Origin of the sequence: Pedobacter punctiformis (assembly GCF_027213715.1) — a bacterium.
Lineage (GTDB): Bacteria > Bacteroidota > Bacteroidia > Sphingobacteriales > Sphingobacteriaceae > Pedobacter > Pedobacter punctiformis.
Window position 1 is genome coordinate 359,069 of sequence record NZ_JAPWGM010000003.1, and the last position, 24,870, is coordinate 383,938.

Sequence of the window (24,870 nt, forward strand, 5' to 3'; positions counted from 1 at the left end):
ATTATACACAACATCAGCAAGTTTCGGATTTTATAGCTACCCTACTCTTCTGATATTTGTGGTATAAAATTTAAGAAGATGAACGAGCAGGAACAAATTAACTATAATCGCATCGCAACTGCCATCGATTATATCAAAACAAACTTTAAAATGCAACCAAATTTGGATAAAGTTGCAGAGAAAGTACATTTAAGTCCATTCCACTTTCAACGTTTGTTTAGCGATTGGGCAGGTACAAGTCCTAAAAAATTTCTTCAATACATCAGTGTAGAACACGCCAAGAAAATTTTAACCGATACGCAAAGCACTTTATTTGATACAGCTTATGAAACCGGACTATCGGGTACAAGCAGATTGCATGATCTCTTTGTGAACATTGAAGGTATGACTCCGGCAGAATATAAAAACGGAGGCAAAAACCTGAATATCAACTATAGTTATGCTGAAAGTCCTTTTGGAAACATCATTGTAGCTTCTACCAGCAAAGGTGTGTGCTATATGGGCTTTAATGAGTCAGAAGAACAAGGTTTGGAAGATTTAAAATCAAAATTTCCAAATGCTTCGTTGAACAGGAAACTTGATTTGTTGCAACAAAATGCATTATTTATCTTTCAAAATGACTGGAGCAAACTGCCCGAAATAAAGTTGCACCTAAAAGGAACTGATTTTCAGCTTAAAGTTTGGGAAACCCTATTAAAAATTCCAATGGGCCAGCTTTCTACTTATGGTTCAATCGCTAAAAAATTAGAAAACCCAAATGCATCGAGGGCCGTAGGTAGCGCTATTGGCAGCAATCCTGTTGCTTTTTTAATTCCCTGCCACAGGGTGATCCAGTCTTCGGGTAATTTTGGAGGTTATATGTGGGGCAATACCCGAAAAACGGCCATAATTGGTTGGGAAAATGCACAAACCCAGACTGTAATTTAAAAAAGCCATGCAAAGTATAGAATCAGGAATAAAAGCTGCTCATTGGGACCAGCTTACGGAGCAGATGCATCAAAATGGTTTCGCCATTATCCCTAATTTATTAAGTGATGAACAATGCGAAACCTTGAAAGACAATTACAATAATCCGGATGCTTACCGAAAAACAGTGATCATGGAACGTTACCGGTTTGGGCTAGGCGAATACAAATATTTTAATTATCCCATGCCCAATCTTATCCAAAGCATTAGAACGGCCATTTACCCGCACCTTGCTCCAATTGCAAATGCGTGGATGCGGGTTTTAAACATAGATACAAAATTTCCGGATGCGCATGCAGAATTGCTTTCACTTTGCCATACAAATAATCAGCTAAAACCAACTGTACTGATTTTAAAATATGGACAAGGCGGTTTTAACACCTTGCATCAGGATTTATATGGAGATGTTTATTTCCCCATCCAAACTGTTTTGTTCTTAAACGAACCGGATAAAGATTATACCGGTGGCGAATTTGTACTCACCCAGCAAACACCGAGAGCACAATCAAAAGCTATTGTTTTAAAACCTAAAAAGGGCGACATGCTTATTTTTACCACCAATTTCAGACCGGTAAAAGGCAGTAAAGGTTATTATCGGGTAAATATGAAACATGGAGTAAGCGAAATACACAGCGGCGAAAGAACTACTTTAGGTATTATTTTTCACGATGCCTTAACTTAACCCATGATTTTGCATAGCAACATCTCCAGTCTGAAACTAAAAAAAGCCAAAAAACAAAAAGAAATTTGCTACGGAGGGAATTTAAAATTAAAGATTTATGGAACTTTACATTGCAAATCGGGTAAACGGATGAAAATGGCAAACAGAATTTTCTTTTCGTCAGAAACGGAAGCCATACAAAACGGGTATCGCCCCTGCGGGCATTGTATGCATGCTAAATATCAAAATTGGAAAAATGGATTTATTCAGTAACGAAAAAACAGAAGATATTAACCTATTGCCACAGGACGGCATTGTAAATTACTACGGTAAACTATTTTCAAGAGACGAAGCCAATTATTATTTAGAGGTATTGTTCAATACAATCGAATGGAAAAATGATGAAGCTATTATTTTGGGCAAGCACATTTTAACCAAACGAAAAGTGGCCTGGTATGGAAATAAACCTTTTAAATACACCTATTCTAACACAACAAAACTTGCCCTGCCCTGGACAGAAGAATTACTGGTATTAAAAACAAGGATGGAGCAGCACACAGGAGAAACATTCAATTCCTGTTTGCTTAATTTATACCACAGTGGTGATGAAGGTATGGCCTGGCATAGCGATGGAGAAAAAGATTTAAAGAAAAACGGTGCCATTGGTTCGGTAAGTTTTGGTGCAGAACGTAAATTTTCTTTCAAACACAAACAAAATAAAACAACCGTTTCCTTAATCTTAGAGCATGGGAGTTTGCTGGTGATGAAGGGCTCCACGCAAACCCATTGGCTGCACCGCTTGCCACCAACTAAAACAATTAACAAACCGAGAATTAACCTAACTTTCAGAACGATTATTGAATAACGATTTGCCAGTAGATTATTTTTCTAATCAGATATTTATTTAACATTTTTTAATTTTTCACCATAGAGATTAAGAGTATATTCGTTCAGATAAGTTTACGCTGGTACTTCTATAAAATTAAATTATGCGATTAGCCCTCCTATTGATGATTATGTCCATCAGTTTTTGTCATGCTTCAAATGATTCTGACACAAGCATCATCAAGCGGCATTTAACTGTTTTAACAAAAACTCAAAAATACCGCAACTATCATAATATCGATCAGTTAAATAAAACCGCTGATTATATACGTTCCGTCTTCAGACTATATACAGATAATGTTTTCATCCAGGAATACACCGTAAATAACCAGGTCTATAAGAATATCATCTGTAGTTTCAATATTTCGGCAAAAAAAAGAATTGTGGTTGGGGCACATTATGATGTTTGTAATGAACAAGAAGGTGCTGATGATAATGCAAGTGGCGTAGTAGGACTTTTAGAATTGGCCAGACAGCTGAAGGGGAAAAAACTCAATCATCGGATTGATCTGGTAGCTTACACCTTAGAAGAGCCACCTTATTTCAGGACAGAGTTTATGGGAAGTTATATACACGCCAAATCATTAATTAGCCGCAAGGCAGATGTATTGGGAATGGTCTCTCTTGAAATGATTGGTTATTTTAAAGATAAGTCAAAATCTCAAGATTACCCTATTGGTCTACTTTCTATGTTTTATGGCGACAAAGGCGATTACATTACAATAGTTAAAAAAATTGCTGCTGGCAAGTTTGCTAATCAATTTAATCACATCTTTAGATCTGCCCGAACCATTAAAACCAAAACTTTTACTGGGCCCAAGTCCTTGTCTGGTATTGATTTTTCTGATCATCTGAATTATTGGAAATTTGGATTTAGTGCTTTAATGATTACAGATACTTCGTTTTATCGAAATAAAAATTATCACCAGAAAACCGACCAAATGGATACACTCGATCTAAATCGAATGGCTAAAGTTATAGACGCTGTGAGAATTACACTGCTCAAACTTTAATGATTAAAACTCATTCTTTTTTATTTCTGATCAGATATGCTTACTTTTCCTAAGCTTAAACTGAATTGAATGAATATTAAGAAATCATTAAAAATTGTAGTTCTTTTTCTTTTATCATGGTTTGTGCTGCACATTTTTTTTATAGTTATTGATGGACTTAAAAATTCAAATAATAAGGCTGATGTGGCAGTAATATTAGGAAATAAAGTAAATACCGACGGAACACTGTCGGACAGGTTAACGCAACGTTTAAACTGTGGATTAGATTTATATCGATCGGGAAGGGTAAAAAACATCATTGTAAGCGGCGGACTTGGAAAAGAAGGATTTTACGAGGGTGATAAAATGAAAGATTATCTGGTTAAAAATGGTGTACCCAATTCCATAATTACAGTTGATAATTACGGAGATAATACATTAAAAACTGTTAAAAATACTTTAGCCTTACGAAGTAAACTTCACTTTAACAGTATGATTGTTGTTTCACAATATTATCACCTGACCAGAACTAAAATGCTTTTCAGAAAACATGGTTTTGACGATTTGAGCAGCGCAAGTCCCTTGTATTTTGAATGGCGGGATATCTATTCAATCATTCGCGAATTTGCAGCTTATTACAAAGAATTATTTTAATAAAATGAATTTAAAAAAGTATATCTTCCTCCTCTCCTTTTTGCTTTGTTCTTTTTATAGTTTCGGGCAACGCTACATTTTCTTTTTACATAATAAATTTGCAGAAGATCATCCGCTTACGGAAGCGCATCCTCAATATGGAAAAACAGAATATCGTGAGGTTTTAAACAAATTCAGAGCAGCTGGTTTTCGCGTCATCAGTGAAAAAAGACCTCCAAATACGGATGTTGGAAATTATACACAAAAAGTCATCTCCCAAATAGGCAGTTTATTAAAATCAGGCGTAAAACCTAATCATATTACTGTAATTGGTACTTCAAAAGGTGGCTATATTGCTCAGTATGTTTCCAGTAATTTAAAAAACCCAGATGTAAACTTCGTTTTTATTGGTTGCTACCAGGATAAGGACCTTACAGCTTTCCCAGGTATAAATTATTGTGGAAATATTTTAACCATTTATGAAAAATCTGATGAATTTGGCGTTTCAGCAATTAGAAGAAAAGAAACTTCCAATTTAAAAATTAACCATTTTAAAGAAATTGAATTAAATACCGGGCTAAAACATGGCTTTTTGTTTAAACCAATGGAAGAATGGATAAAGCCTGCAATACAATGGGCAAAGCAACATTACAACTAACATTTTTAACATGATACAATATAAAACTGCCGATACTCAACCAGAACTTTTAGCTATTTTAGATTTACAAAAAGCAAATTTAGGTACTAATTTAACGGCAAGTGAAGCGCTGGATCAGGGCTTTGTTACCGTTTACCATACCTTAGAAGAATTAGACAGGCTTAATACCATTGAGCGACACATTATTGCTAAAGATGAAGAAAAAGTAGCAGCCTATGTTTTAGCCATGACTGCTCAATCAAAATTTGAAATGCCAGTTTTGGTGCCCATGTTCGAAATGTTTGCACAGGTATCTTATCAGGAAAAATTAATTACAGATTATAGTTACCTCGTTGTTGGTCAGGTTTGTGTAGATAAAAATTACCGGGGTCAGGGTATTTTTGACGAGGTGTATAAAGCATATAAAAAACATTATCAGGGCAAATATGATTTCGCAATTACTGAAGTAGCAACAAAAAACTTAAGATCTATGAAAGCACATAACCGGATTGGTTTTAAAGAAATTCACAGATTTATAGCACCAGATGATGTAGAATGGAGCATGGTACTTTGGGATTGGCAAAATTAACCTGTAAAATATTATACGCAATTTGTCCTGTATTCAGGCATTATATAATAACTACTTTATCAAAAAAATCACTCTGCTTTTCTTAAATCTCAGACTGGCGAATAATTTTATCAGGCTTATAAAAATTGATTCTTATATTTAGTAAGAAAAAATTTTACAGCTCTATCTAAAATATAAAAATGGATAATTCCAAACAGTTAAACCTGCTATTAATTAAGCTGGAGAACTTGTTACTAAGACAACAAGATTTTGAAGCCGAAATTATTGCTTTAAAGAAGGAAGTAAGGCAACTGCAATTTCCTAACGAAAGACCTGATGTAACGGTGCCAACACCAAGACCGGAACCACAGACAGTTAATTTTCCTCAGAAAAACAGGCCACCGGTTTACTCCAATCAAAATATTCCGGCACCACAACCGCAACAAAGGTTTCCACGGGCATCTAATACGGGTAGCTTTTCAGATAATTTTAAAAAGGAAAATATCGTCAAATCTGATTTCGAAAAATTTATTGGCGAAAATCTGATTAGCAAAATTGGTATTTTAATTTTAATTATTGGTGTTGCAATTGGTGCCAAATACGCCATTGATCATGATATGATTAGTCCGCTAACCCGGATTATTTTAGGTTATGGTGTTGGTGTTGGCTTAATGGCTTTTGCAATTAAACTGAAAGAGAAATACGAAAATTTCTCTGCAGTGCTGGTTAGTGGTGCAATCGCCATAATGTATTTTATTACCTATGCAGCCTACGATTTTTATGCCCTCATTCCACAGGCACTTGCCTTTATTTTAATGGTTGTGTTTACTTCCTTCACTGTTGTAGCAGCTATAAAATATAATAAGCAAATTATTGCACACATTGGTTTGGTAGGTGCCTATGCTGTTCCATTTTTACTAAGTGATGGCTCGGGCAAAGTTGTGGTGTTATTTAGCTACATGGCCATTATTAACATAGGCATTTTAATATTGAGCTTTAAAAAGTACTGGAAACCGTTGTTTTATGTTTCATTTGGTTTAAGCTGGCTCATTTTTGGCTCATGGTTAATGAATTCTTTCGATGTTGTGCAACATTACACCATTGCTCTGGTTTTCAGCACATTGTTTTTCATTATTTTCTATATCACCAATCTGGCTTACAAAGTGAGCAAAAAAGAACAGTTTGGTTTTATGGATATAGTTTTAATCCTGCTCAATTCCTTTGTTTATTATGGCCTTGGTTATTATATCCTGCAAACAGAAAAAACAGGCGTACAATTATTAGGATTATTCACCCTGTTTAACGCAGTTATTCACTTTGTAGTAAGTTTGATTATTTACAAAAAGCAATTGGCCGATAAAAACCTGTTCTACTTAATTTTAGCGATGGTTATTACTTTCATCACCATGGCAGTACCTGTACAATTAAATGGAGGTTGGGTAACTATATTTTGGGCAGTAGAGGCTGCTGTTCTATTTTATCTGGGTAGAGTTAAAAACATTTCCATCTACGAAAAGTTGTCCTTTCCGCTGATCTTTTTAGCTTTCCTTAGCTTATTACAAGATTGGTCTGTTGGTTACAATTATAGTTATTACGACTACAATAATCAATACAAAGCCATCACTCCAATTTTAAATGTTGGCTTTTTAACGGCGTCAATTTTTATTGCAGCTTTCGGCTGGATGTTTAGCGTTAATAAAAAAGAAAACGAAAATCCTGAACGCTGGCTATGGGCAAAACAAGTTTTAACCTATGTCATTCCATCTATTTTATTGCTGGTTACCTATATCACTTTCAAAATGGAAATTGAAAAATATTTTAATAATTTATACCATGCAACAAAGATTAATATCAATCCAAAAGCAAAACTAAATTACGATTCGTTTAGGTACAACTATAATATAATGGACCTAAAAGTTGCCTGGATTTATGTTTACACACTAATTTTTGCTACAGCCCTGACCTGGTTAAATCTTAAGAAAATTAAAAACACGGCATTATCTATCACCGTTATTGCCATTAATTTATTAGTGGTTATTCTATTTCTAACACATGGTCTGTGGAATTTAAGTTTACTAAGAGATACCTTTAAAACTCAAAGTGATTCTTATTTTACTATCCCGATTATTAATATTGTAATCCGGTACATTTCGATTGCATTTTTTGCTTTACTTATTACAGCTTGTTATTACTTAAGTAACTTAGATACACTTAAGAGAAATCTAAAAACCGCTTTCGATTACCTTTTATACATTTCTTTGCTATGGGTAATCAGCAGTGAATTGATCAACATTTTAGAATTATCTAAAATAAATGGTGGTCATAAGCTTGGTTTAAGTATTTTATGGGGTGTTTATTCATTGTTCCTGATCAGCATTGGTTTATGGAAAAATAAAAAACACCTTCGTATTGGTGCAATTGTACTATTTGGTATTACCCTGATCAAACTATTCGTTTACGATATTTCTTACATGGATACCATTGCTAAAACCATTGTTTTTGTATCACTGGGTGTGTTACTGCTTATTATCTCTTTCCTTTACAACAAGTACAAACATTTAATTATAGATGATGTTAAAACTGAAAATTAAGCTATTTATCGCTTTATTATTTTTTGCCGGAACTTTACAGGCTCAGGTTAACCAATACCAATATAAAAGAACTATAAATGAGGTTAGCAGCACCTGGCATAATATTGAATTGCCTGCACAAGTTTTTAAAAATTTGGCGCCTGGTTTTGAAGACATCCGGATTTACGGTTTTAACGGGAAAGATACCATAGAAGTTCCCTACTTAATAAAACAGCGTTCCAGTCAAACCAGTCAAAAGGAAATTCTTTTTAATCTTATTAATAAAAGCAACAATCAAAATGGCTATTATTTTACACTTCAGGCTTCAAAAACCAGTACCATTAATCAAATTGATTTAAGCTTTAAACAAAATAATTTTGATTGGAAAGCAACACTAGAAGGCAGTAATAATGGTACCGAATGGTTTACCATTTTAAAAGATTACCGTATTTTATCTATTAAAAATAAGGATACGGATTATCAGTTTACTAAGCTTAATTTTAGCGATGCAGCCTATTCTTACTTTCGCATACAAGTTAAAAGTCCTGAATTACCAACCCTGCTGGCCGCAAAAACGTTGTTAATTGATACGGTTAAGGGTCTCTATCAGGATGTAAAATATTCGGGATTTGAATTAAAAAACGACAATAAAACCAAACAAAGCATTATTGAGGTTACGCTGGCAAATGCTGTTCCCATTTCTTTTGTTAAAATTAATGCGCAAAGTGATTTCGATTTTTACCGCCCGATAAAAATCGAACTGGCCACAGATAGTTTTAAAACCGATAAAGGCATCCAATATAATTTTACCGATGTATACAATGGTGTAATCAGCTCGCTGGAAAATCCTGAATTTAATTTCAAAAATACCATATCGTCAAGACTGAGAATTACTATAGAAAATTACGACAACAGGCCGTTAAGACTTAATCCAATACAATTAAAAGGCAATGTTTATGATTTAGTTGCTCGTTTCGATAATCCAAAACTTAATTATGCATTGTATTATGGCAATAATAAAGCGGCTAGCCCTGATTATGATATTGCCAGGTTTGAGAATAAGATTCCTTCAAACCCATCAGCATTAAGCATAGGCAATGAAGAAAAAAATCCTTCGTACAATACCATTGTAACAGCGCAACCATTATTTAGCAACAAAAATTGGTTATGGGCGCTAATGGTTGTAATTATTGCACTTTTAGGCTGGTTTTCTTATAAAATGCTTAAAAACTAAAAATTAGCGCTTAATTGATGGTAAAAAATCAAAAAAGAGTTTAATTTAACTGCATAATTAACAAAACAAATGAAAAATATATTTAGTGAAGAAATTACCAACGAAGTTATAGCCAGAATAGAAAAACTAACATCTTCAACGGCAGCACTTTGGGGCAAAATGAATGTTTCGCAAATGCTTGCACATTGTTGCGTGAGTTATGAAATGGTATATGATGATATTCATAAAAAACCGAATGCATTTATGAGGTTCATTTTGAAAAACATGGTTAAAAATAAAGTTGTGAGTGAAACACCTTATAAACGCGACAATCCAACAGCGCCACAGTTTGTAATTAAAGAGCAGAAGGATTTTGAAAAAGAAAAGTCAAGGCTAATTGAATACATCAAAAAAACACAGCTTTTAGGTGCTGAACATTTTGAAGGTAAAGAATCCCACTCCTTTGGCAAACTAAGTGCTCAGGAATGGAATAACATGTTCTACAAGCATTTAGATCACCATTTAAATCAATTTGGTGTTTAACGATAGGATATCGTTTAATTTTCATTAATTAAATACTTATTCAATAAAATATTAATTTAGTATCAAGCGTTCTTGTAATTGCAAGAGCGTACATATCCATACAGTTTAACCATGGCAGAATCACAAATCGAGTCAACATCAAAATTAAAATACGGAAAATATAAAACCCAATACAACCACTATACTGCTTTAGCAGCGGGAACAGTAACCGATTTACAAGCCTTTAGTTGCCCTAATGGAAATGCCTACATGGGTATGAAAATGTGGGTAAAATCTTTTGAAGATTGTGTTGAATTATTCCAAAGCGTTGGCATGCAGATCGGTTTTAGCATTGCTGATGAAATAGAAATCTATGAAACAGAACCTATAGAACCGCCTGCAGAGCATCCGTATGCCTACGATATAAATTTCAATCCCTTTTAAAACAGTCTCAATTGCCCCTTAAATATGTCGTTTTCAAGCCTCATAAAATGATTACAAGTTGTTTAAACTTGTATAACGAACAATTAAATAACTAAATAATCAAAAAATGGCAAATCCAATCACTACCTGCCTTTGGTTTGATGGCAAGGCAAAAGAAGCCGCAGATTTTTACTGCACAGTTTTTAAAGACTCCAAAATTACCCATGATACTCCAATGGTGGTTACGTTTGAATTAAATGGAAGCAAATTCATGGGTTTAAACGGAGGTCCTCAATTTAAATTTAATGAAGCCACTTCATTTATGATCAACTGCGAAACCCAACAGGAAATAGATTATTATTGGGAAAAGTTAACAGCAGATGGCGGTCAGGAAAGCATGTGTGGCTGGCTAAAAGATAAATTTGGTGTTTCGTGGCAAATTGTACCCTCTATAATCGCAGAGCTAATGTCGATACCCGAAAAAGCAGAACGGGTGATGAAAGAAGTTATGCAAATGAAAAAACTAGATCTTGACAAGATTAAAAATGCCTAAAATAGGGATGAAGAACTACTAAACACGAAGAACCTTTTATATATTTCAGGTTCTTCGTGCTTTAACAGATTATATTTTCCGTATCTTCCTTTATGAAAAGATTAACGATATGCCTCGCGTTAATCATCCCAATACTATTTTGTACCTCCTGGGGATTTTTTGCCCACAAACGGATCAATCACCTTGCTGTATTTACCCTGCCGGCAAGTATGATGCCTCTATATAAAAAGAATATTAAGTACCTGACAGAACACGCTGTTGATCCTGATAAAAGACGTTATGCCGATACACTGGAAGCACCCCGCCATTATCTGGATGTAGAAAATTATGAAAAGGAAATAGATAGTATTCCTGAAAAATGGAATGATGCACTGGCAAAATACGGACAAAAGAAATTAAATGAAAATGGCATTGTTCCCTGGCAAATTCAGAGAACGTATTATAGTTTGGTTAAGGCCTTTAAAACACATGATTCTCTTAAAATATTAAAGTATTCTGCGTGGTTGGGCCATTATATTGGAGATGCCCACGTGCCCCTGCACACGACAAATAATCACAATGGCCAGCTTAGTAATCAGGTTGGCATTCATGCTTTTTGGGAAAGTCGTTTGCCCGAACTGTTTTCGACTCAATACAATTATGTGGTTGGTAAAGCCATTTATATCGAAAACCCATTAAAAGAAGCCTGGAAAATCCTTAAACATACTCATGGTCTGGTAGATTCGGTTTTAACGCTGGAAGCACAATTAAATAAAGCATTTCCTTCGGATCAGAAATACAGCTTCTCAGAAAGAAATAATATCGTATTAAAACAGTATTCTATCGGTTATTCAAAAGCCTATCAGGATCAAATGAATAGCATGGTAGAAAAGCAAATGCGTAATGCAATACTCGAAATAGGTTCTTTCTGGTATTCTGCCTGGGTTGATGCCGGCCAGCCGGAGCTTAAAAATTTAAAATTAATTGAAATGCTTCCTGAAGAAGTAGCGATAGAAAAAGAGATAGAAAAGAAGTACCAAAATAACAAGCTGATTGGCAGGGAACTATAATTGCTCTTAAAATAAAAAACCGTGTTTCACTTTATTGAAACACGGCTTACTTATTCATTTCAGACTCTTTATTTTTCAGAATCTATCATTTTCTCTACTTCTTTTGGTTTTAAACGGCTTTTAACTGCTGCCCATACTGCCGGGACAAAGGTTACCACAGCAATAAATATAATAACCAGTTCAAAATTATTTTTAATTACCGGTATCTGGCCAAGCAGATATCCACCAATTAACAAGGTAAAAATCCAGGTTACTCCACCAATAATATTGTAATAGGTAAAACGGCCAAATGGCATTTTTGCTATACCTGCAACAAAAGGTGCAATGGTTCTGAAAATCGGTAAAAAGCGGCTTAACATAATTGCTTTACCACCATGTTTTTCAAAAAACTCGTGTGACTGGTGATAATATTTCAGTTTTAAAATCTTATTATTTTCTTTAAATACCCCTGCTCCCAGCACACTCCCAAGTTTATAATTTAAAGTATTACCTAAAATAGCGGCTATGATTAAAATAATTAACATAAGCCAGATGTTTAAACCTGTTTCATGTTCGCCGGCGATTAAAGCACCCATTGCAAATAACAAAGAATCGCCAGGTAAAAACGGTGTCACCACAAAACCGGTTTCAGCAAAAATAATTAAGAAAAGAATCAGGTAAGTCCAGGTTTGATAATCATTAACAATTTGAGCTAAGTGGACATCAATGTGTAGAATAAAATCTAAAAGTTGTTGTAGTAATTCCAAGTTATCTAATTTTGAGCAAAAGTATGAATATGAAAACGATTAATGATAGTTTTAAAATATTAATCGTTATTAATTGTTAGCGAGTACCCGTTTAAGCAATCTGCCTGCTTTATCGGAATCGATCAGGATGGTATAAATTTTTCCTTTAGAAAAATTAGTGCCCGAAATGGTATCAATAACATTAACAGAGTCAACATTATTCATGTATATTTTAGCCAATTTAGGGTCAATATCTATAAGTTTGTAATCGGTTTTTTCATTGTAGTTTAAGTTTACCTCATAGCTTTTCTTTTCATCTCTGATGTAAACCTTATTACTCAGATTATAGCCCAGATTTAAAAAGATCAGCTTGGCTTTATCAGGATCAATGGTTAAATTATCTTCGTAAATAACGAGCATCGAATCCAATTTCTTATTTTTTGTGTAATAAACGGAATAGTTTTTTCCAACCTCTATTAAATATTTAAGAGTTCCTTTTAAAGAGTCTGGTTTAAGTGTATTTTTAACCATAAACCTATAGCTTTGACCACCAGGAAAAGTGCTAACAGGTACAATTGTGTAACCGGCACTGTTTCCATAGCTAGCGCCTGTAACGTATTTGGCACTGTCTAAATAAAAATCTTTTGCTGCACCGGTATTTACAAAGTTGAAAAATTTAATTTTTGCATCGCCAGCAATAAGATTGTCGTTCTTAATGCAAGAGCTGATGATCAATATAAATCCAATCAAAAAACTCAGTTTTAAAATAAAAAAAGATGGTTTTTTCATAAAGAAATTTACTTTACTATTAAAACGTAAAGATAACAGAAAGCTTTTGAGTTGTTGAAATTAATTATCTGTAATGATATGGGCTTCCAGCGTAGCTGTGGTTGTGCCGCTAAACCAAATGGTATAAATTTTACCAGGTTGTAAATCTGTACCAGCAATTGTTTTAATATTTGTTGAACCAACTACATTGAAACGCAAATTTAAACCAGTATCAACAGTAAAATAATTAGATGCTTCTTTATACATTAAACTGTTTACAAACTGGGTTCCGGTTTGTACGCTTACACTAATACCTGTATTAAAATAGGGTGTTAAATTGATCAGCTTAATTTTAGCTTTATCATTTTCTGTATTGCTCAAATTATCTTCAAAATTTATTACTTCTTTTTTACCAGTTCTATCACTCACTAAGAAAGTGGTGTAGGTTATCGAGGGTATAAAGTTAATTTCAGCTTCCGTAGCTACATTATTTCCATCTTTAAAGCCTATCTTCCTGCTGCCAGAAAATATCTTTAAATAGTCGCTCGTTTCTCCAAAATTTAAAGCATTAATTTCTACTTTTTGATCATCAACGTAAAGATTCTGACCTGATTCTGTTTGCACTGCATTCACAATTTTAACTTTTGCTTCTCCTTTAACCACTACCCCAGGGTCATTCTTTTTACAGGACGACAAAATAAAGACTACAAAAAGTAAAATTATGGATCTGGCAGGTAAAAATGATTTTGTAGAGCAGCTCATAGGTAGATATTGGTTTAAAACAACAATGGCTCGGTCAAAAACCAAGCCATTGTTTATAATAAACTAAATTTATAGTCTTTAGTAGCTGTTATTTAACATTACCGGCATAACAAGCATTAAAACATCTTCGTTTTCATCGTTGGTTTGAGGAATTAACAAGCCTGCCCTATTTGGCGTAGAAAGCTCTAAAGTAACTTCATCTCCACTTAAATTGCTAAGCATTTCGATTAAGAAACGTGCATTAAAGCCGATTTCTAAATCCTCACCATCATATTGGCAACTTAAACGTTCGTGTGCCTCATTTGCGAAATCTAAATCTTCCGAAGAAATATTCAATTCGCTGCCGCTGATTTTTAATCTTACCTGGTGTGTGGTTTTGTTCGCAAAAATAACTACCCTACGCAGCGTATTTAAAAATAACCCTCTGTCGATAATTAATTTATTTGGATTGTTAGTTGGAATTACTGCCTCATAATCAGGATAGCGTTCGTCTATTAAACGACACACTAAATTGATGTTTTCAAATTTGAAGAAAGCACTTGTAGCATTATAATCAACCGATACATTAATATCAGTAGATGGTAAAGCTCCTTTTAAAAGGGTTAGTGCTTTTTTAGGTAAAATGAATGAAGTTGCTTTATCCGCTTTGCTATCCATACGACGGTAACGCACCAGCTTATGCGCATCGGTTGCTACAAAAGTAATGTGCTCAGGAGATAACTGACAATAAACACCCGTCATTGCCGGACGTAACTCATCGTTACTTACTGCAAAAATAGTTTTGGTTATCGCTTCAGTTAAAACTGATGCTGGTAAATTTACAGAAGAAGCATTTTCTACAACCGGAATTTTAGGAAAATCGTCTCCATTTTCTCCGCTTAATTTATACTTACCATCACCTGCGCTAATTTCAATTGCAAATGAAGCATCATCAATGTTGAAAGCGATTGGCTGATCTGGTAAAGTTTTAAGTGTATCTAATAAAATTTTTGACGGGACAGCTACTTTACCTTCTTCTTTTGATTCAACAGCCAAAGAAGTTGTCATACTGGTTTGCAAATCGGTAGCCGATATGGTTAAATTGCCATCCTTAATTTCAAATAAGAAATTTTCCAATATAGGTAAAACTGTACTGCTGCTTGAAGCACCATTTACAGTTTGCAGGTGTTTTAATAAAGTTGATGTGGATACAATAAATCTCATGATATCATTTAGTCTTCTTCAAAAATATAAAAATTATTTAGCGTACTTGTACTTACGGTAATAATGTTGAAAAATTGCGAAGAATATTAACAATAACAATGGTGCAACAATATTAACCATTTGCCATGTTGTCTTCTCAATTTTTACTTTAGCCTTATCTAAAAGCCTGATTTTAACCTCTTTATTCCGAAGCGCAATCAAATTATCTGCATCGGTAAAATAATCGACGATATTTAACAGCAAAGCTTTGTTTCCGTAAGTTGTTTTAGAATAGCGGTCGTAACCCAGCGGTAATGGAGAGCCATCTTTCTCAACCACCTGATTTTTAAAGATATCTCCATCTCCAATTACAATCATTTTAGCAGGCTTGCCTGTAGTAGCTGTTGTATAAGGCGATGTAATTCCGGCAGGCAACGGCCTTCCGGCAAATACGGATGGAAAATTTCCTTCGAGCATTAACCCTGTATTTTTTAGTGTGCTGCGAAATGCTTTCAGATCAGGCTGTTCTGCAACCATTTGCAAAGAAAATAGTTTTGGCACTTCAAAGGTTTTATTAAAAGCAGATGTTGTTAAAATATACGATTTAGTAATTCCCTTTACCCCAATGCTATCTACTGTACTTGGAAATTCAGATTTAATGCCATCTAAATTTTTAACTACGCTGTGTAAGGTATCGGGCAATAATATTGGATAATATAACCAGGGTACCATTTGGATCTGACTTTGACCGCCAACACTCCCGGTTGAAACAGGGATTTCGGCACAGTTTGCATCTGCAATTACATTATAATTTATTCTGGCGCCATACATAAAAAGCATGTCATCCAAATTTAAATTACTATTGAAAACCATTTGACTGCCTCTACCTCTTAAACTATCTAAATCAGCGTTTACCTGATCAATGCTCCAAACTACCCTCCCGCCATTCATAACAAAGTAGTTTATTTTATATTTTTCGGCTTCAGTAAAGGCTTTTTTCGGCTTTGCAATAATCAACAGGTTTAATTTATCAAGTCCTGCCTGATCAATGGTATTCAGATTAACACGCCCAACTTCGTAACTATTAGATAGTGTATGAATGGCATCATTTAACTGAAGATCGGACAATTCGCCATTTTCTTCGGTAAATCCAATCCGTGGATTTTTTCCGGTAATGACTTTTTTTAAACTGGAAGTAAAAATGTATTCCAGGTTTTCTATTGAGTTATTGATATTTTCCTCATAATTACGCCCTGGGTCAAGGTTTTGAAAAAGTTTAACGGGTAATTGCTTTCCATCACTTTCAATCATGGCCATCGGAAAAACAAATTTCTGAGTTAAACCACTTTCCGTTTTGACACTTAAACTGGTTGCCTCAATTCCATTTTGGTATAAATTATTGATCACCGTATCCTGATCTGCCTGATTTAAACCCGCTAACGGATCAACAAAAACTATTTTCATTTCTGTTTTTGAATAGGCTTTATAATCAGAGAGTAAATCGTTAACAGCAGCTTTTAAACGCTTAAAGGCAGGCGGCAGTTCTCCATCTAAAAAAACAGTCACCACAATTGGTTTATCGGTAGATGTTAATATCTTTTTTGTTTTATCGTTCAGTGTAAAACGCTGATCTGCAGTAAAATCGAAGCGATGATAAAAATATTGCCCCAGCACATTAAGGATAACTAAAGAAAGAATCACAAAAAGCACATTAACCCATTTATTTTTATTGTTTATCATTTCTTCCCTCCTGTTGCTAATTTGGTAAACAATAAAAAAAGGATAGAAAAAGTAATAAAATAAATCAGGTCGCGGGTATCGAGTACCCCCCTGCTAATGGATTGGTAATGCTCATTAATGCCCAAAGCGGTTAAAGTGGTTTCAATATTTTGCAAACTGATGATTTTACTTACAGAATCAAATCCACTAAACGTTACAAAACAAAGAAATACAGAAATGGCAAAAGCTATAACCTGATTTTTTGTTAGTGCGGAGGAGAAAATTCCGATCGAGGTAAAAGCTGTTCCCAAAAGGAATAAACCAATATAAGAACCTATTACAGCACCCGAATCTATATTCCCTGTCGGAAAACCGAGCTGATAAACGGAATAATAATAAATCAGGGTTGGTATTAAAGCAAAAAGCACCAATACTAAGCTTGCCAGATATTTGGCACCAATAATTTGCCAAACCGTAATGGGCTTAGTTACTAAAAGTTCATAGGTACCCTCGCGTTTTTCTTCTGCAAAAGACCTCATTGTTATTGCAGGGATTAGAAACATAAATAAATATGGCACCAGATTAAAAAAACCACTTAACTCGGCATAACCGTAATCTAAAACCGAAGTATCGGGGAAAAACCACAGCAAAAGCCCTGAAACCAATAAAAAAACGCCTATGGTAATATAAGCTACCATAGAACTTAAAAAACTGAATAATTCGCGTTTAAAAACTGCGTACATAAATATTGAAAAGGTCGAAGTTAATTAATTTATTGCTGCAAAATAAACTTCCTTAAATTGAAAACCGAATAATTATTAATAAAGTATAATGCAAAAAAAAGTCCCGGCTTTAGTCCGGGACTTTTTTAAAAACTTTATTGGGATTAAAAAGAATAACCAAGTCCTACGGAGAAAACTTTGTTTTTAAATGCTACATCTTCTGATACTTCCTGATCCAGAATACTGCTCAATCCTAAACCATAACCAGCATGGATATTAAAGCCGTTATTCAGTTCATATCCAGCCATAAAGTTTAAGCCAAGATCAGTACGTTTAAATCCTGATTCTGATGCTCCGAATTTAATATCTTCTTTTACACCACCAGCTTTAGCATTAGCCGAAACTGCATACGCAAAATATGGACCAGCACCAATAAACACCTTGCCAGCATTACCCACGTTAAAACGTGCAACAGCATTAACCGGAACTTCTATATACATAAAATTCAAAGTTGCACTGCTTGCACTTTCTATAGCTACGTCTTCCTGATTAAACTCGAAATTATCGCCACTAATTTTGGTTCCTTTATTGGTAAAAGTTAGCCCGGGTTGGATTGAAAACATATCAGATATTTGAAAATCTGCAGTACCACCAACATAATATGATGTTTTTGGATCAAAACTGGCAGATACACCCATTGCTGAAATGGTCATATTTGGGAAAGCAACACCTGCTTTAATACCAAATTTTACCGGAGTTGAATTTTGAGCTGAAGCTGCAAATCCTAAACCTGCAACTGTTAATAAAGATAATATGATTTTTTTCATCTGATTTTTTTGAATTTGTTTGAGTTTTTCGACAATTATTATCGATAGGCTCTAACCATCGCAATTAAATAATTACTGGATTGTCTGCAATGTAAAAAAGCCCCCAGAGTAAAACCTGGAGGCTCATTAAATAATTTTCTTGTCTTATAAACCGAAAGCGAAAGCTGCACGGATACCAACAAAAGATAATGTTGTGCTATTTTTTGACCAACCTTCGTAACGAATACCTAAATCGATACTTGATTTATCAGAAACAGAAAATGAAGTACCTAAAGTTGGCGCATAAGAAAATGCTGTACCAGCACCTTCATCTGTAAAAATTGCTGCACCCAATTCAGCTGCACCATAGAAATTACCACCGAAATAATACTTAACTCCTGCTTTTACCGGAATAACTCCTGTATTAGTAGCACCAAGATCTTTCCATTCTTTTTTAGGTGCAATAGAGATATAACCTGCAGACGCTGTTAAGTTTAATGAAGTAGCAACGTTGAATTCGCCTTGTACCGAACCGCCATAACCTAAACTAAGATTGCTGCCGTTATCGCCAACTGGCAATAAGAAATCCGGACCAACGCTAATTTTGTTTACTGCACCTTCGGTTTGAGCTGAGGCCACAAGACCAAGTCCTGCAACCATTAATAAAGATAGTAATACTTTTTTCATCTGATTTTTTTTTAAAAAGTGTTTTTTTAGTTAATTGATAAGACACTCATTTTTTACAAATGTTACAATAAAAATTAAAAAACTAAAACAATAGTTAGAAAGCAACAAAATTGTTAAAAAGAAAACAGAAGATCAGGCGGTTAATTTTCTAAAAATATCTTCCAGTGAGCTACCCTGGTGTGCTTCTTTAATTCCTTTTAATGAATCTGAGGCAACAATTTTTCCTTTGCTAATAATAATGATGTCATCGCAAATGGCTTCTACTTCCTGCATAATGTGCGTAGAAATAATAACTGTTTTATCCTGACCAAGCGTTTTAATCAAAGCACGGATATCAACCAGTTGATTTGGATCAAGTCCTGAGGTTGGCTCATCTAAAATTAATACTTCAGGATTATGAATAATGGCTTGAGCAAGCCCTACTCTTTGGCGGTATCCTTTAGATAACATACCAATTTTTTTATGTTGTTCGGGAGTTAAACCCACTAACTTAATAACTTCTTCTACCCGGGCAGACAGATTGGTTAACTGATAGGTTTGGCCAACAAAATTCAAGTATTCCTTTACATACATGTCCGTGTATAAAGGTGTATTCTCCGGAAGGTAGCCAATATGTTTTTTGGCTTCAATTGGATCTGTCAGGATGTCTTTACCGTAAATTTCTGCTCCGCCTGATGTTGGTTCCAGATAACCGGTTAACATTCTCATCGTGGTAGATTTACCTGCACCGTTTGGACCTAAAAAACCTAAAATCCGACCAGGATTGGCTTTAAAATTAACATCATTTACCGCCTTTTGTGCAGCAAAATGTTTTGATAAATTTTTTACAACAATACTCACGGTCAAATATGCATATTATTTCAGACATAAAAAAAAGGATATGCTGATTGGCATATCCTTTTTGACAATAAATTAAAATCTGATTAGTTAAAATCTTTCTGTACTTTTTTAGCTGTTGCTTTACCAGGAAGATAAATTTGGAAACCAACGCCTAAGTTTAAATTATGTGCATAAGCACTGCTGCCAAAACCAACAACACCTTCGTATTTTAATAAAGTTTCTAAACCAACATTTCTGGTTACGAAGTAAGTAAAACCCGGGCCAAAGCTAAAGCCTAAACCATTAGTAGAACCACCACCGGATAAATTTCTTCCGGAGATACCTACTGTTGCCTCACCAAAGAAACGGGTATGGTTAGCCAGTTCGTTGGCACCTTTAGCGCCATAATAACGACCTAAAGCACCAATACCATAGTTAATGGTTGTGCCCAGACCTTTACCTGGTGTTTCAATTCCAAAAGAAACATCACCACCCAGTGCTAAACCGTCCTGAATAAACCAGGCAGCTTTTGGGTTAATGGTAAAACTGAATGCATTTGGTTTATCTAAAGCAAAATCGATATTTGATAAATTAGCACCAATCATAACATCTCCTTTTGAAATTTGAGCTTTTGCTGATAAAGTAACTACTGACGCCGTTAATAGAGTAATTAATAGTTTTTTCATAATGTAAAGTATAAAGTGTATATAATATTTATTCGTAAATTAATTATTGGCTATATAACTAAATCAACATTACAGGCTGTATACTTACCCATGCTAATGAAGTAGTAAAAGTAGTATTTTTAATTAATTAACAAAAGACGACGAAATATGTTTGTTATATCTGAATTTATTTAATTGCTCTGCTGCTTGCGGAAGGTTATCGCCAGAAAGAATATCGGCACCATTATTAACTAAATGATAATAAACCATTTTTGCAGGACTTGATTTTGCACTTTGATCAATATTACCCATGGTACCTAAAATTGTGGTAATGCTCTTATCGTGAAGATATTTATAAAAGTCTTTGCCGGGAGCAGATACACCTACAAACGCAACAATCCGGTTATTTGGAATGCCTAGACTATTTAGCCGTTTCAGCTCAGACCGCTTTTGAACCGAGGCAGAAATCATTAAATCTGGTTCCAGCTGATGCACTTCCTGTGCCTGATTAGCCGTGTAAGTAATAATAATAGAATTACTTTCAGCTTTATATTGTTTTACCTTTTCAATAACCTTTGCATAAGGTACTCCCCGCTTTAAATCTATAGTGAGCAAAACTTTCCCTTTAGACCAGTTTAAAACGCTATCTAAAGTTGGAATTTTAAATTTTGTTTCATTTCCTTCATTATCTTTCAGGTTAAAGTTTTTTAGTTCCTCATAAGTATAATTTCCTATGGGGCCTTTACCGGTTGAGGTTCTGTCCAAATTGTCATCGTGCATAACCACCATTACAGAATCTTTACTAAAAGCAACATCAAATTCTATAATTACCGGATTGTAGGTTGTTGCGTGATCAAAAGTTTCAATGCAATTTTCAGGAAAACCCGGCATTGGGCCACCACGGTGCGCACTGATAAGCGGGAAGCGTTCGGGTGTCCAGTTTAAGAATTTATATAATTCTGAAGTGTTTTTAAAGCTAATATAGTGATGAACGCCCTCTTCCTGCTTGCAGGATGCAAAAGCAAACAGCAAAGCTAAAATGATTAACCGTTGAAATTTCATGTTTCAAAAATAGATAATTTGGTTTATTGTTTGATTTCTAATTTCTGTTGGTCAATTTTAGCCATTTAAACCTTTAATCGTTTTACATTTTTGACCGGCTAAACCTGATTGCAGCGAACATGAAGTGAAACGGAGTAAAGCGTAAAGCAGGAAGTGCCTAAACCGATAAGTATTGTATTTGCTTTTCAAATGCATTTTAACCATTAACCAATTGAGGTTTTAACAGAAAAATCAAAGATTCCTGATGCTCAAAAAGTCATTTAAGTACCTATACGTTTTAGCTTTAGTCTTTCAGTTCAAAATAATTATATTTGCTGCATTATGGCAAAAAGTAACGACGAACAATTTAAAAATGTAATATCACACGCCAAGGAATATGGTTTTGTATTTCAAAGCAGCGAAATATATGATGGCCTTAGTGCCGTTTACGATTACGGCCAATTGGGTGCCGAATTAAAAAATAACATTAAAACTTATTGGTGGAAGGCCATGGTGCAAATGCATGAAAACATTGTGGGGATTGACTCTGCAATTTTTATGCACCCTAAAGTTTGGAAAGCCAGTGGACACGTTGATGGTTTTAATGACCCGATGATTGACAATAAGGATTCGAAAAAACGTTACCGTGCCGACCAGTTGTTAGAAAATAAAATTGATGAACTATATTCAGAATTAGCAAATTTCAGTACAGAAAATAAAACGAAATTCGAGGAATTCCAACATAGTATTCTTTCTTGGAGTGATGAAAATCAAGCAGGATGGATACCTGGTTTCAAAAATTCAGAAAATGATAGTTATGATAGAAATATCTACACCTTTATGGATGAAGCAAGCTGGAAATTTGTTAAAAAAGGGTTGGCTTTAGAGGTAGAAATGAATCTTGCACTTAAATCTGAAAACTTAAGCCAGCTAAAAGATTTGATTGTTGATTATAAAATTATTTGCCCAATTTCTAAAACTTCTAACTGGACGGAAGTACGCCAGTTTAACCTGATGTTTAGCACTCAGTTTGGTGCAATGGCAGAAGGCAGTGATGAAGTTTACCTTCGTCCGGAAACAGCACAGGGTATTTTTGTAAACTTTTTAAATGTTCAAAAATCGGGAAGGATGAAAATTCCTTTTGGTATTGCCCAAATTGGTAAGGCATTTAGAAATGAAGTAATTGCCCGTCAGTTTATTATGCGTATGCGTGAGTTTGAACAAATGGAAATGCAATTTTTCGTTCGCCCGGGTGAGGATAAAAAATGGTTTGAGTACTGGAAAGAAGCCCGTTTAAAATGGCACCAGGCTTTAGGTACATCACCTGAAAAATACCGTTACCATGATCACGTAAAGCTGGCGCACTATGCAAATGCGGCAACAGATATTGAATTTGAATTTCCGTTTGGATTTAAAGAAGTTGAGGGCATCCACAGTCGTACAGATTTTGATTTGAAACAACACCAGGAATTTTCGGGCAAGAAAATGCAGTATTTTGATAACGATTTAAATGAGGAAGGTAAACCTTATGGTAATTATGTGCCTTACGTTATCGAAACTTCTATTGGTTTAGACCGTATGTTTTTGTTAACCATGATAAACGCATTTGAAGAACAGGATTTAAGCACAGACGACAAACAGGATAGCCGTACTCTATTGCGCCTGCACCCTGCCCTTGCCCCTGTTAAAGTGGCTATTTTTCCATTGACCAAAAAAGATGGTTTACCCGAAAAAGCACGCGAAATTATGGATAGCCTGAAATTTGATTTCAACTGCATTTATGAGGAGAAAGATGCTATTGGTAAACGTTATCGCCGTCAGGATGCTGTAGGAACACCATTTTGCATTACAGTAGATCATCAAAGTTTAGAAGATAATACCGTAACCATTCGTCACCGCGACAGCATGGAACAGGAACGTGTTGCGATTGCTGATTTAGAGAAAATTATTGGTGATAAAGTAAGCTGGAAAAATTTGCTGTCTAACTAGAACTGATTTTCAACACCTGAATGATATAGCCAGAGAATTAACCCTCTGGCTTTTTTTATGAAAATGTTCTTTCAATATTTTAGTTTTGATATTTTTTATACTTTTAAATCATATAACAAATACAACTATGATTCAAACATCTGCTTTACTGGACGCAATAAATAAAGACAATTTTGAACAGGCAAAAGAATTATTAAATAAGGGCGAAAGTTTTCCGCCCGAACTGGATGATTTTAACAAAAGGCAGGTATTTGATAAGCTAATTAAAAATAAAGCCTTTGACATTGTTAATTTGCTGGTTGAAAACAAGACCATTGAAACTGATTTATATGAATACGATTCATTTTCTAAAACCTTTTTTGAGAGCCTTATAAATTATTTTGGCGGTGATGAAGAATCCATAAACTTTGTAAATCACTTTATTGGTAAACTATCAAGTATAAACGACGAGCTGAGTGATGGCACGTTATTAAGCTATGCACTGGAAAACAAGGCAGATATTACTCTGATTAAAGCTTTAGTAAATGGCGGATGCGATATTAACTATACCAATACTTACAGCGAAAACCTGATCCACCTTGTTGTATCAAATAATCGGATAACACCAGAAAAAGGACTTGAATATTTGCAGTTTTTAATTGATGGGGGTGTTGACATCAATATGCCAAATATTGTAAAAAAGACTCCACTGATTAAAGCTGTTGATGGCCATAAAGCAAGTTATCTGGATATCCTTTTAGAAAATGGGGCCCACTGTAACGATATTGACAATGAAGGCAATACGGCATTTTTCTATGCCGTTGCACAACAGCTCGATTTAGATTTCTACAATAAGCTTCGCGAATATGATATTCCTGATTTTGAGCTAATTAACAGAAACGGTGTTAGTATTTTATTCGAATATTTAAGAATAATGTATGGCAATTCTACCAAAGAGATCGAGTTGTTAAATAAATTAGTAGAAGATGGCGCTGAGCTTACTTATCCATCTGTTTATTATGGAGAACCCAAAACCCCATTAGATTTACTTGCAGAAAAGAAGACTGATGTTTTGCAAAGTCTGTTAAAAACCTGTAAAATTGAAATTAACAATCAGGACGATAAAGGCAATACGTTATTGCATAAAGTGTGCGAATTCAACATTAATTTTGATAGAGAAATGGCGAAGGAAACTTACCGTAAAGTTAAACTATTGCTTGAAGAAGGTGCAGATGCAAGTTTAACTAATGATAAAGATGAAACGCCTTTAACACTGGCTTCCAAAGATGATTTAAAAGTAAAAACGGTCGAATTATTGCTCACTCAAAAATAAA

Annotated in this window: 27 protein-coding genes; 16 read left to right on the forward strand and 11 right to left on the reverse strand. The window is 34.6% G+C overall.

The features are described 5' to 3' along the window. Positions 1-78: 78 nt before the first annotated feature. From O0955_RS10700 to O0955_RS10765, 14 genes are all read left to right on the forward strand, one after another. Positions 79-927, forward strand: a complete 849-nt coding sequence (locus tag O0955_RS10700) for a bifunctional helix-turn-helix domain-containing protein/methylated-DNA--[protein]-cysteine S-methyltransferase (RefSeq protein ID WP_269427542.1) — start codon at positions 79-81, stop codon at positions 925-927. A 7-nt stretch (positions 928-934) separates the two neighbouring features. Next, positions 935-1,648 carry a 2OG-Fe(II) oxygenase gene (locus tag O0955_RS10705; RefSeq protein ID WP_269427543.1) on the forward strand — a complete coding sequence of 238 codons (714 nt, stop codon included), beginning with the start codon at positions 935-937 and terminating at the stop codon, positions 1,646-1,648. A gap of 3 nt (positions 1,649-1,651) precedes the next feature. Beyond that, complete coding sequence (locus tag O0955_RS10710) at positions 1,652-1,900, forward strand: Ada metal-binding domain-containing protein (protein ID WP_269427544.1); 249 nt, start codon at positions 1,652-1,654, stop codon at positions 1,898-1,900. Next, positions 1,884-2,492 carry an alpha-ketoglutarate-dependent dioxygenase AlkB family protein gene (locus tag O0955_RS10715; RefSeq protein WP_269427545.1) on the forward strand — a complete coding sequence of 203 codons (609 nt, stop codon included), beginning with the start codon at positions 1,884-1,886 and terminating at the stop codon, positions 2,490-2,492. Before O0955_RS10710 ends, O0955_RS10715 begins: the two co-directional genes overlap by 17 nt. Positions 2,493-2,616: 124 nt before the next feature. Continuing rightward, entirely contained in the window at positions 2,617-3,525 is a 909-nt protein-coding gene (locus O0955_RS10720; RefSeq protein WP_269427546.1) for a M28 family peptidase, read from the forward strand. A gap of 69 nt (positions 3,526-3,594) precedes the next feature. Beyond that, on the forward strand, positions 3,595-4,158 hold the full coding sequence (locus O0955_RS10725; RefSeq protein ID WP_269427547.1) for a YdcF family protein: 564 nt from the start codon (positions 3,595-3,597) through the stop codon (positions 4,156-4,158). Positions 4,159-4,162: 4 nt separating this feature from the next. Continuing rightward, positions 4,163-4,795, forward strand: a complete 633-nt coding sequence (locus O0955_RS10730; protein ID WP_269427548.1) for a hypothetical protein — start codon at positions 4,163-4,165, stop codon at positions 4,793-4,795. Positions 4,796-4,805: 10 nt separating this feature from the next. Continuing rightward, complete coding sequence (locus O0955_RS10735; RefSeq protein ID WP_269427549.1) at positions 4,806-5,363, forward strand: GNAT family N-acetyltransferase; 558 nt, start codon at positions 4,806-4,808, stop codon at positions 5,361-5,363. 179 nt (positions 5,364-5,542) lie between these two features. After that, positions 5,543-7,933: a DUF2339 domain-containing protein gene (locus O0955_RS10740; RefSeq protein WP_269427550.1), complete on the forward strand. Its 2,391-nt coding sequence runs from the start codon at positions 5,543-5,545 to the stop codon at positions 7,931-7,933. Further along, complete coding sequence (locus O0955_RS10745) at positions 7,911-9,146, forward strand: DUF3999 family protein (protein WP_269427551.1); 1,236 nt, start codon at positions 7,911-7,913, stop codon at positions 9,144-9,146. Before O0955_RS10740 ends, O0955_RS10745 begins: the two co-directional genes overlap by 23 nt. A 69-nt stretch (positions 9,147-9,215) precedes the next feature. Then, positions 9,216-9,668, forward strand: coding sequence for a DUF1569 domain-containing protein (locus O0955_RS10750; RefSeq protein ID WP_269427552.1), 453 nt, complete (start codon positions 9,216-9,218; stop codon positions 9,666-9,668). A gap of 111 nt (positions 9,669-9,779) precedes the next feature. Next, positions 9,780-10,091 (forward strand): hypothetical protein, encoded by a 312-nt coding sequence (locus O0955_RS10755; protein WP_269427553.1) that lies wholly within the window; start codon positions 9,780-9,782, stop codon positions 10,089-10,091. A gap of 106 nt (positions 10,092-10,197) precedes the next feature. After that, on the forward strand, positions 10,198-10,623 hold the full coding sequence (locus O0955_RS10760; RefSeq protein ID WP_269427554.1) for a VOC family protein: 426 nt from the start codon (positions 10,198-10,200) through the stop codon (positions 10,621-10,623). 92 nt (positions 10,624-10,715) lie between these two features. After that, positions 10,716-11,672, forward strand: a complete 957-nt coding sequence (locus O0955_RS10765) for a zinc dependent phospholipase C family protein (protein WP_269427555.1) — start codon at positions 10,716-10,718, stop codon at positions 11,670-11,672. 68 nt (positions 11,673-11,740) lie between these two features. Here the strand turns inward: O0955_RS10765 and O0955_RS10770 are convergent, their stop codons facing one another. The 11 genes from O0955_RS10770 to O0955_RS10820 all read right to left on the reverse strand — a co-directional run bounded on the left by O0955_RS10770 (position 11,741) and on the right by O0955_RS10820 (position 21,589). After that, positions 11,741-12,418, reverse strand: a complete 678-nt coding sequence (locus tag O0955_RS10770; RefSeq protein ID WP_269427556.1) for a DedA family protein — start codon at positions 12,416-12,418, stop codon at positions 11,741-11,743. A 69-nt stretch (positions 12,419-12,487) separates the two neighbouring features. Further along, the gene (locus O0955_RS10775; RefSeq protein ID WP_269427557.1) at positions 12,488-13,186 is read right to left on the reverse strand and encodes a DUF4397 domain-containing protein; all 699 of its coding nucleotides are present in this window, start codon (positions 13,184-13,186) and stop codon (positions 12,488-12,490) included. 60 nt (positions 13,187-13,246) lie between these two features. Next, complete coding sequence (locus O0955_RS10780) at positions 13,247-13,927, reverse strand: DUF4397 domain-containing protein (RefSeq protein ID WP_269427558.1); 681 nt, start codon at positions 13,925-13,927, stop codon at positions 13,247-13,249. A 78-nt stretch (positions 13,928-14,005) separates the two neighbouring features. Next, positions 14,006-15,130, reverse strand: a complete 1,125-nt coding sequence (dnaN, locus tag O0955_RS10785) for a DNA polymerase III subunit beta (RefSeq protein ID WP_269427559.1) — start codon at positions 15,128-15,130, stop codon at positions 14,006-14,008. Between the two features lie 33 nt (positions 15,131-15,163). Continuing rightward, on the reverse strand, positions 15,164-16,849 hold the full coding sequence (gene gldG / locus O0955_RS10790) for a gliding motility-associated ABC transporter substrate-binding protein GldG (protein ID WP_269427560.1): 1,686 nt from the start codon (positions 16,847-16,849) through the stop codon (positions 15,164-15,166). Further along, complete coding sequence (gldF, locus tag O0955_RS10795; RefSeq protein ID WP_269427561.1) at positions 16,846-17,571, reverse strand: gliding motility-associated ABC transporter permease subunit GldF; 726 nt, start codon at positions 17,569-17,571, stop codon at positions 16,846-16,848. Before gldF ends, gldG begins: the two co-directional genes overlap by 4 nt. 143 nt (positions 17,572-17,714) lie before the next feature. Continuing rightward, positions 17,715-18,377: a porin family protein gene (locus O0955_RS10800; RefSeq protein WP_269427562.1), complete on the reverse strand. Its 663-nt coding sequence runs from the start codon at positions 18,375-18,377 to the stop codon at positions 17,715-17,717. Between the two features lie 144 nt (positions 18,378-18,521). Next, a complete protein-coding gene (locus tag O0955_RS10805) occupies positions 18,522-19,043 on the reverse strand; it encodes a hypothetical protein (protein ID WP_269427563.1) in 522 nt (173 codons plus the stop codon). A gap of 132 nt (positions 19,044-19,175) precedes the next feature. Then, positions 19,176-19,883, reverse strand: coding sequence for an ATP-binding cassette domain-containing protein (locus O0955_RS10810; protein ID WP_269427564.1), 708 nt, complete (start codon positions 19,881-19,883; stop codon positions 19,176-19,178). An 83-nt stretch (positions 19,884-19,966) separates the two neighbouring features. Continuing rightward, complete coding sequence (locus tag O0955_RS10815; protein WP_269427565.1) at positions 19,967-20,548, reverse strand: porin family protein; 582 nt, start codon at positions 20,546-20,548, stop codon at positions 19,967-19,969. Positions 20,549-20,671: 123 nt separating this feature from the next. Continuing rightward, positions 20,672-21,589, reverse strand: coding sequence for a glycerophosphodiester phosphodiesterase family protein (locus O0955_RS10820; protein ID WP_269427566.1), 918 nt, complete (start codon positions 21,587-21,589; stop codon positions 20,672-20,674). Positions 21,590-21,910: 321 nt separating this feature from the next. Here O0955_RS10820 and O0955_RS10825 point away from each other — a divergent pair, with 321 nt between their 5' ends. Further along, positions 21,911-23,557 carry a glycine--tRNA ligase gene (locus O0955_RS10825; RefSeq protein WP_269427567.1) on the forward strand — a complete coding sequence of 549 codons (1,647 nt, stop codon included), beginning with the start codon at positions 21,911-21,913 and terminating at the stop codon, positions 23,555-23,557. 127 nt (positions 23,558-23,684) lie between these two features. Continuing rightward, the gene (locus O0955_RS10830; RefSeq protein WP_269427568.1) at positions 23,685-24,869 is read left to right on the forward strand and encodes an ankyrin repeat domain-containing protein; all 1,185 of its coding nucleotides are present in this window, start codon (positions 23,685-23,687) and stop codon (positions 24,867-24,869) included. The last annotated feature ends 1 nt before the right edge of the window (position 24,870 follow it).

Coding starts and splice junctions, on each gene's coding strand:
- O0955_RS10815 (WP_269427565.1), bottom strand. CDS start 20,548: ATGAAAAAACTATTAATTACTCTATTAACGGCGTCAGTAGTTACTTTA.
- O0955_RS10745 (WP_269427551.1), top strand. CDS start 7,911: ATGATGTTAAAACTGAAAATTAAGCTATTTATCGCTTTATTATTTTTT.
- O0955_RS10705 (WP_269427543.1), top strand. CDS start 935: ATGCAAAGTATAGAATCAGGAATAAAAGCTGCTCATTGGGACCAGCTT.
- O0955_RS10800 (WP_269427562.1), bottom strand. CDS start 18,377: ATGAAAAAAATCATATTATCTTTATTAACAGTTGCAGGTTTAGGATTT.
- O0955_RS10710 (WP_269427544.1), top strand. CDS start 1,652: ATGATTTTGCATAGCAACATCTCCAGTCTGAAACTAAAAAAAGCCAAA.
- O0955_RS10830 (WP_269427568.1), top strand. CDS start 23,685: ATGATTCAAACATCTGCTTTACTGGACGCAATAAATAAAGACAATTTT.
- O0955_RS10805 (WP_269427563.1), bottom strand. CDS start 19,043: ATGAAAAAAGTATTACTATCTTTATTAATGGTTGCAGGACTTGGTCTT.
- O0955_RS10760 (WP_269427554.1), top strand. CDS start 10,198: ATGGCAAATCCAATCACTACCTGCCTTTGGTTTGATGGCAAGGCAAAA.
- O0955_RS10740 (WP_269427550.1), top strand. CDS start 5,543: ATGGATAATTCCAAACAGTTAAACCTGCTATTAATTAAGCTGGAGAAC.
- gldG (WP_269427560.1), bottom strand. CDS start 16,849: ATGATAAACAATAAAAATAAATGGGTTAATGTGCTTTTTGTGATTCTT.
- O0955_RS10825 (WP_269427567.1), top strand. CDS start 21,911: ATGGCAAAAAGTAACGACGAACAATTTAAAAATGTAATATCACACGCC.
- O0955_RS10775 (WP_269427557.1), bottom strand. CDS start 13,186: ATGAAAAAACCATCTTTTTTTATTTTAAAACTGAGTTTTTTGATTGGA.
- O0955_RS10820 (WP_269427566.1), bottom strand. CDS start 21,589: ATGAAATTTCAACGGTTAATCATTTTAGCTTTGCTGTTTGCTTTTGCA.
- O0955_RS10715 (WP_269427545.1), top strand. CDS start 1,884: ATGGATTTATTCAGTAACGAAAAAACAGAAGATATTAACCTATTGCCA.
- O0955_RS10730 (WP_269427548.1), top strand. CDS start 4,163: ATGAATTTAAAAAAGTATATCTTCCTCCTCTCCTTTTTGCTTTGTTCT.
- O0955_RS10780 (WP_269427558.1), bottom strand. CDS start 13,927: ATGAGCTGCTCTACAAAATCATTTTTACCTGCCAGATCCATAATTTTA.
- dnaN (WP_269427559.1), bottom strand. CDS start 15,130: ATGAGATTTATTGTATCCACATCAACTTTATTAAAACACCTGCAAACT.
- O0955_RS10735 (WP_269427549.1), top strand. CDS start 4,806: ATGATACAATATAAAACTGCCGATACTCAACCAGAACTTTTAGCTATT.
- O0955_RS10765 (WP_269427555.1), top strand. CDS start 10,716: ATGAAAAGATTAACGATATGCCTCGCGTTAATCATCCCAATACTATTT.
- O0955_RS10750 (WP_269427552.1), top strand. CDS start 9,216: ATGAAAAATATATTTAGTGAAGAAATTACCAACGAAGTTATAGCCAGA.
- gldF (WP_269427561.1), bottom strand. CDS start 17,571: ATGTACGCAGTTTTTAAACGCGAATTATTCAGTTTTTTAAGTTCTATG.
- O0955_RS10755 (WP_269427553.1), top strand. CDS start 9,780: ATGGCAGAATCACAAATCGAGTCAACATCAAAATTAAAATACGGAAAA.
- O0955_RS10720 (WP_269427546.1), top strand. CDS start 2,617: ATGCGATTAGCCCTCCTATTGATGATTATGTCCATCAGTTTTTGTCAT.
- O0955_RS10725 (WP_269427547.1), top strand. CDS start 3,595: ATGAATATTAAGAAATCATTAAAAATTGTAGTTCTTTTTCTTTTATCA.
- O0955_RS10700 (WP_269427542.1), top strand. CDS start 79: ATGAACGAGCAGGAACAAATTAACTATAATCGCATCGCAACTGCCATC.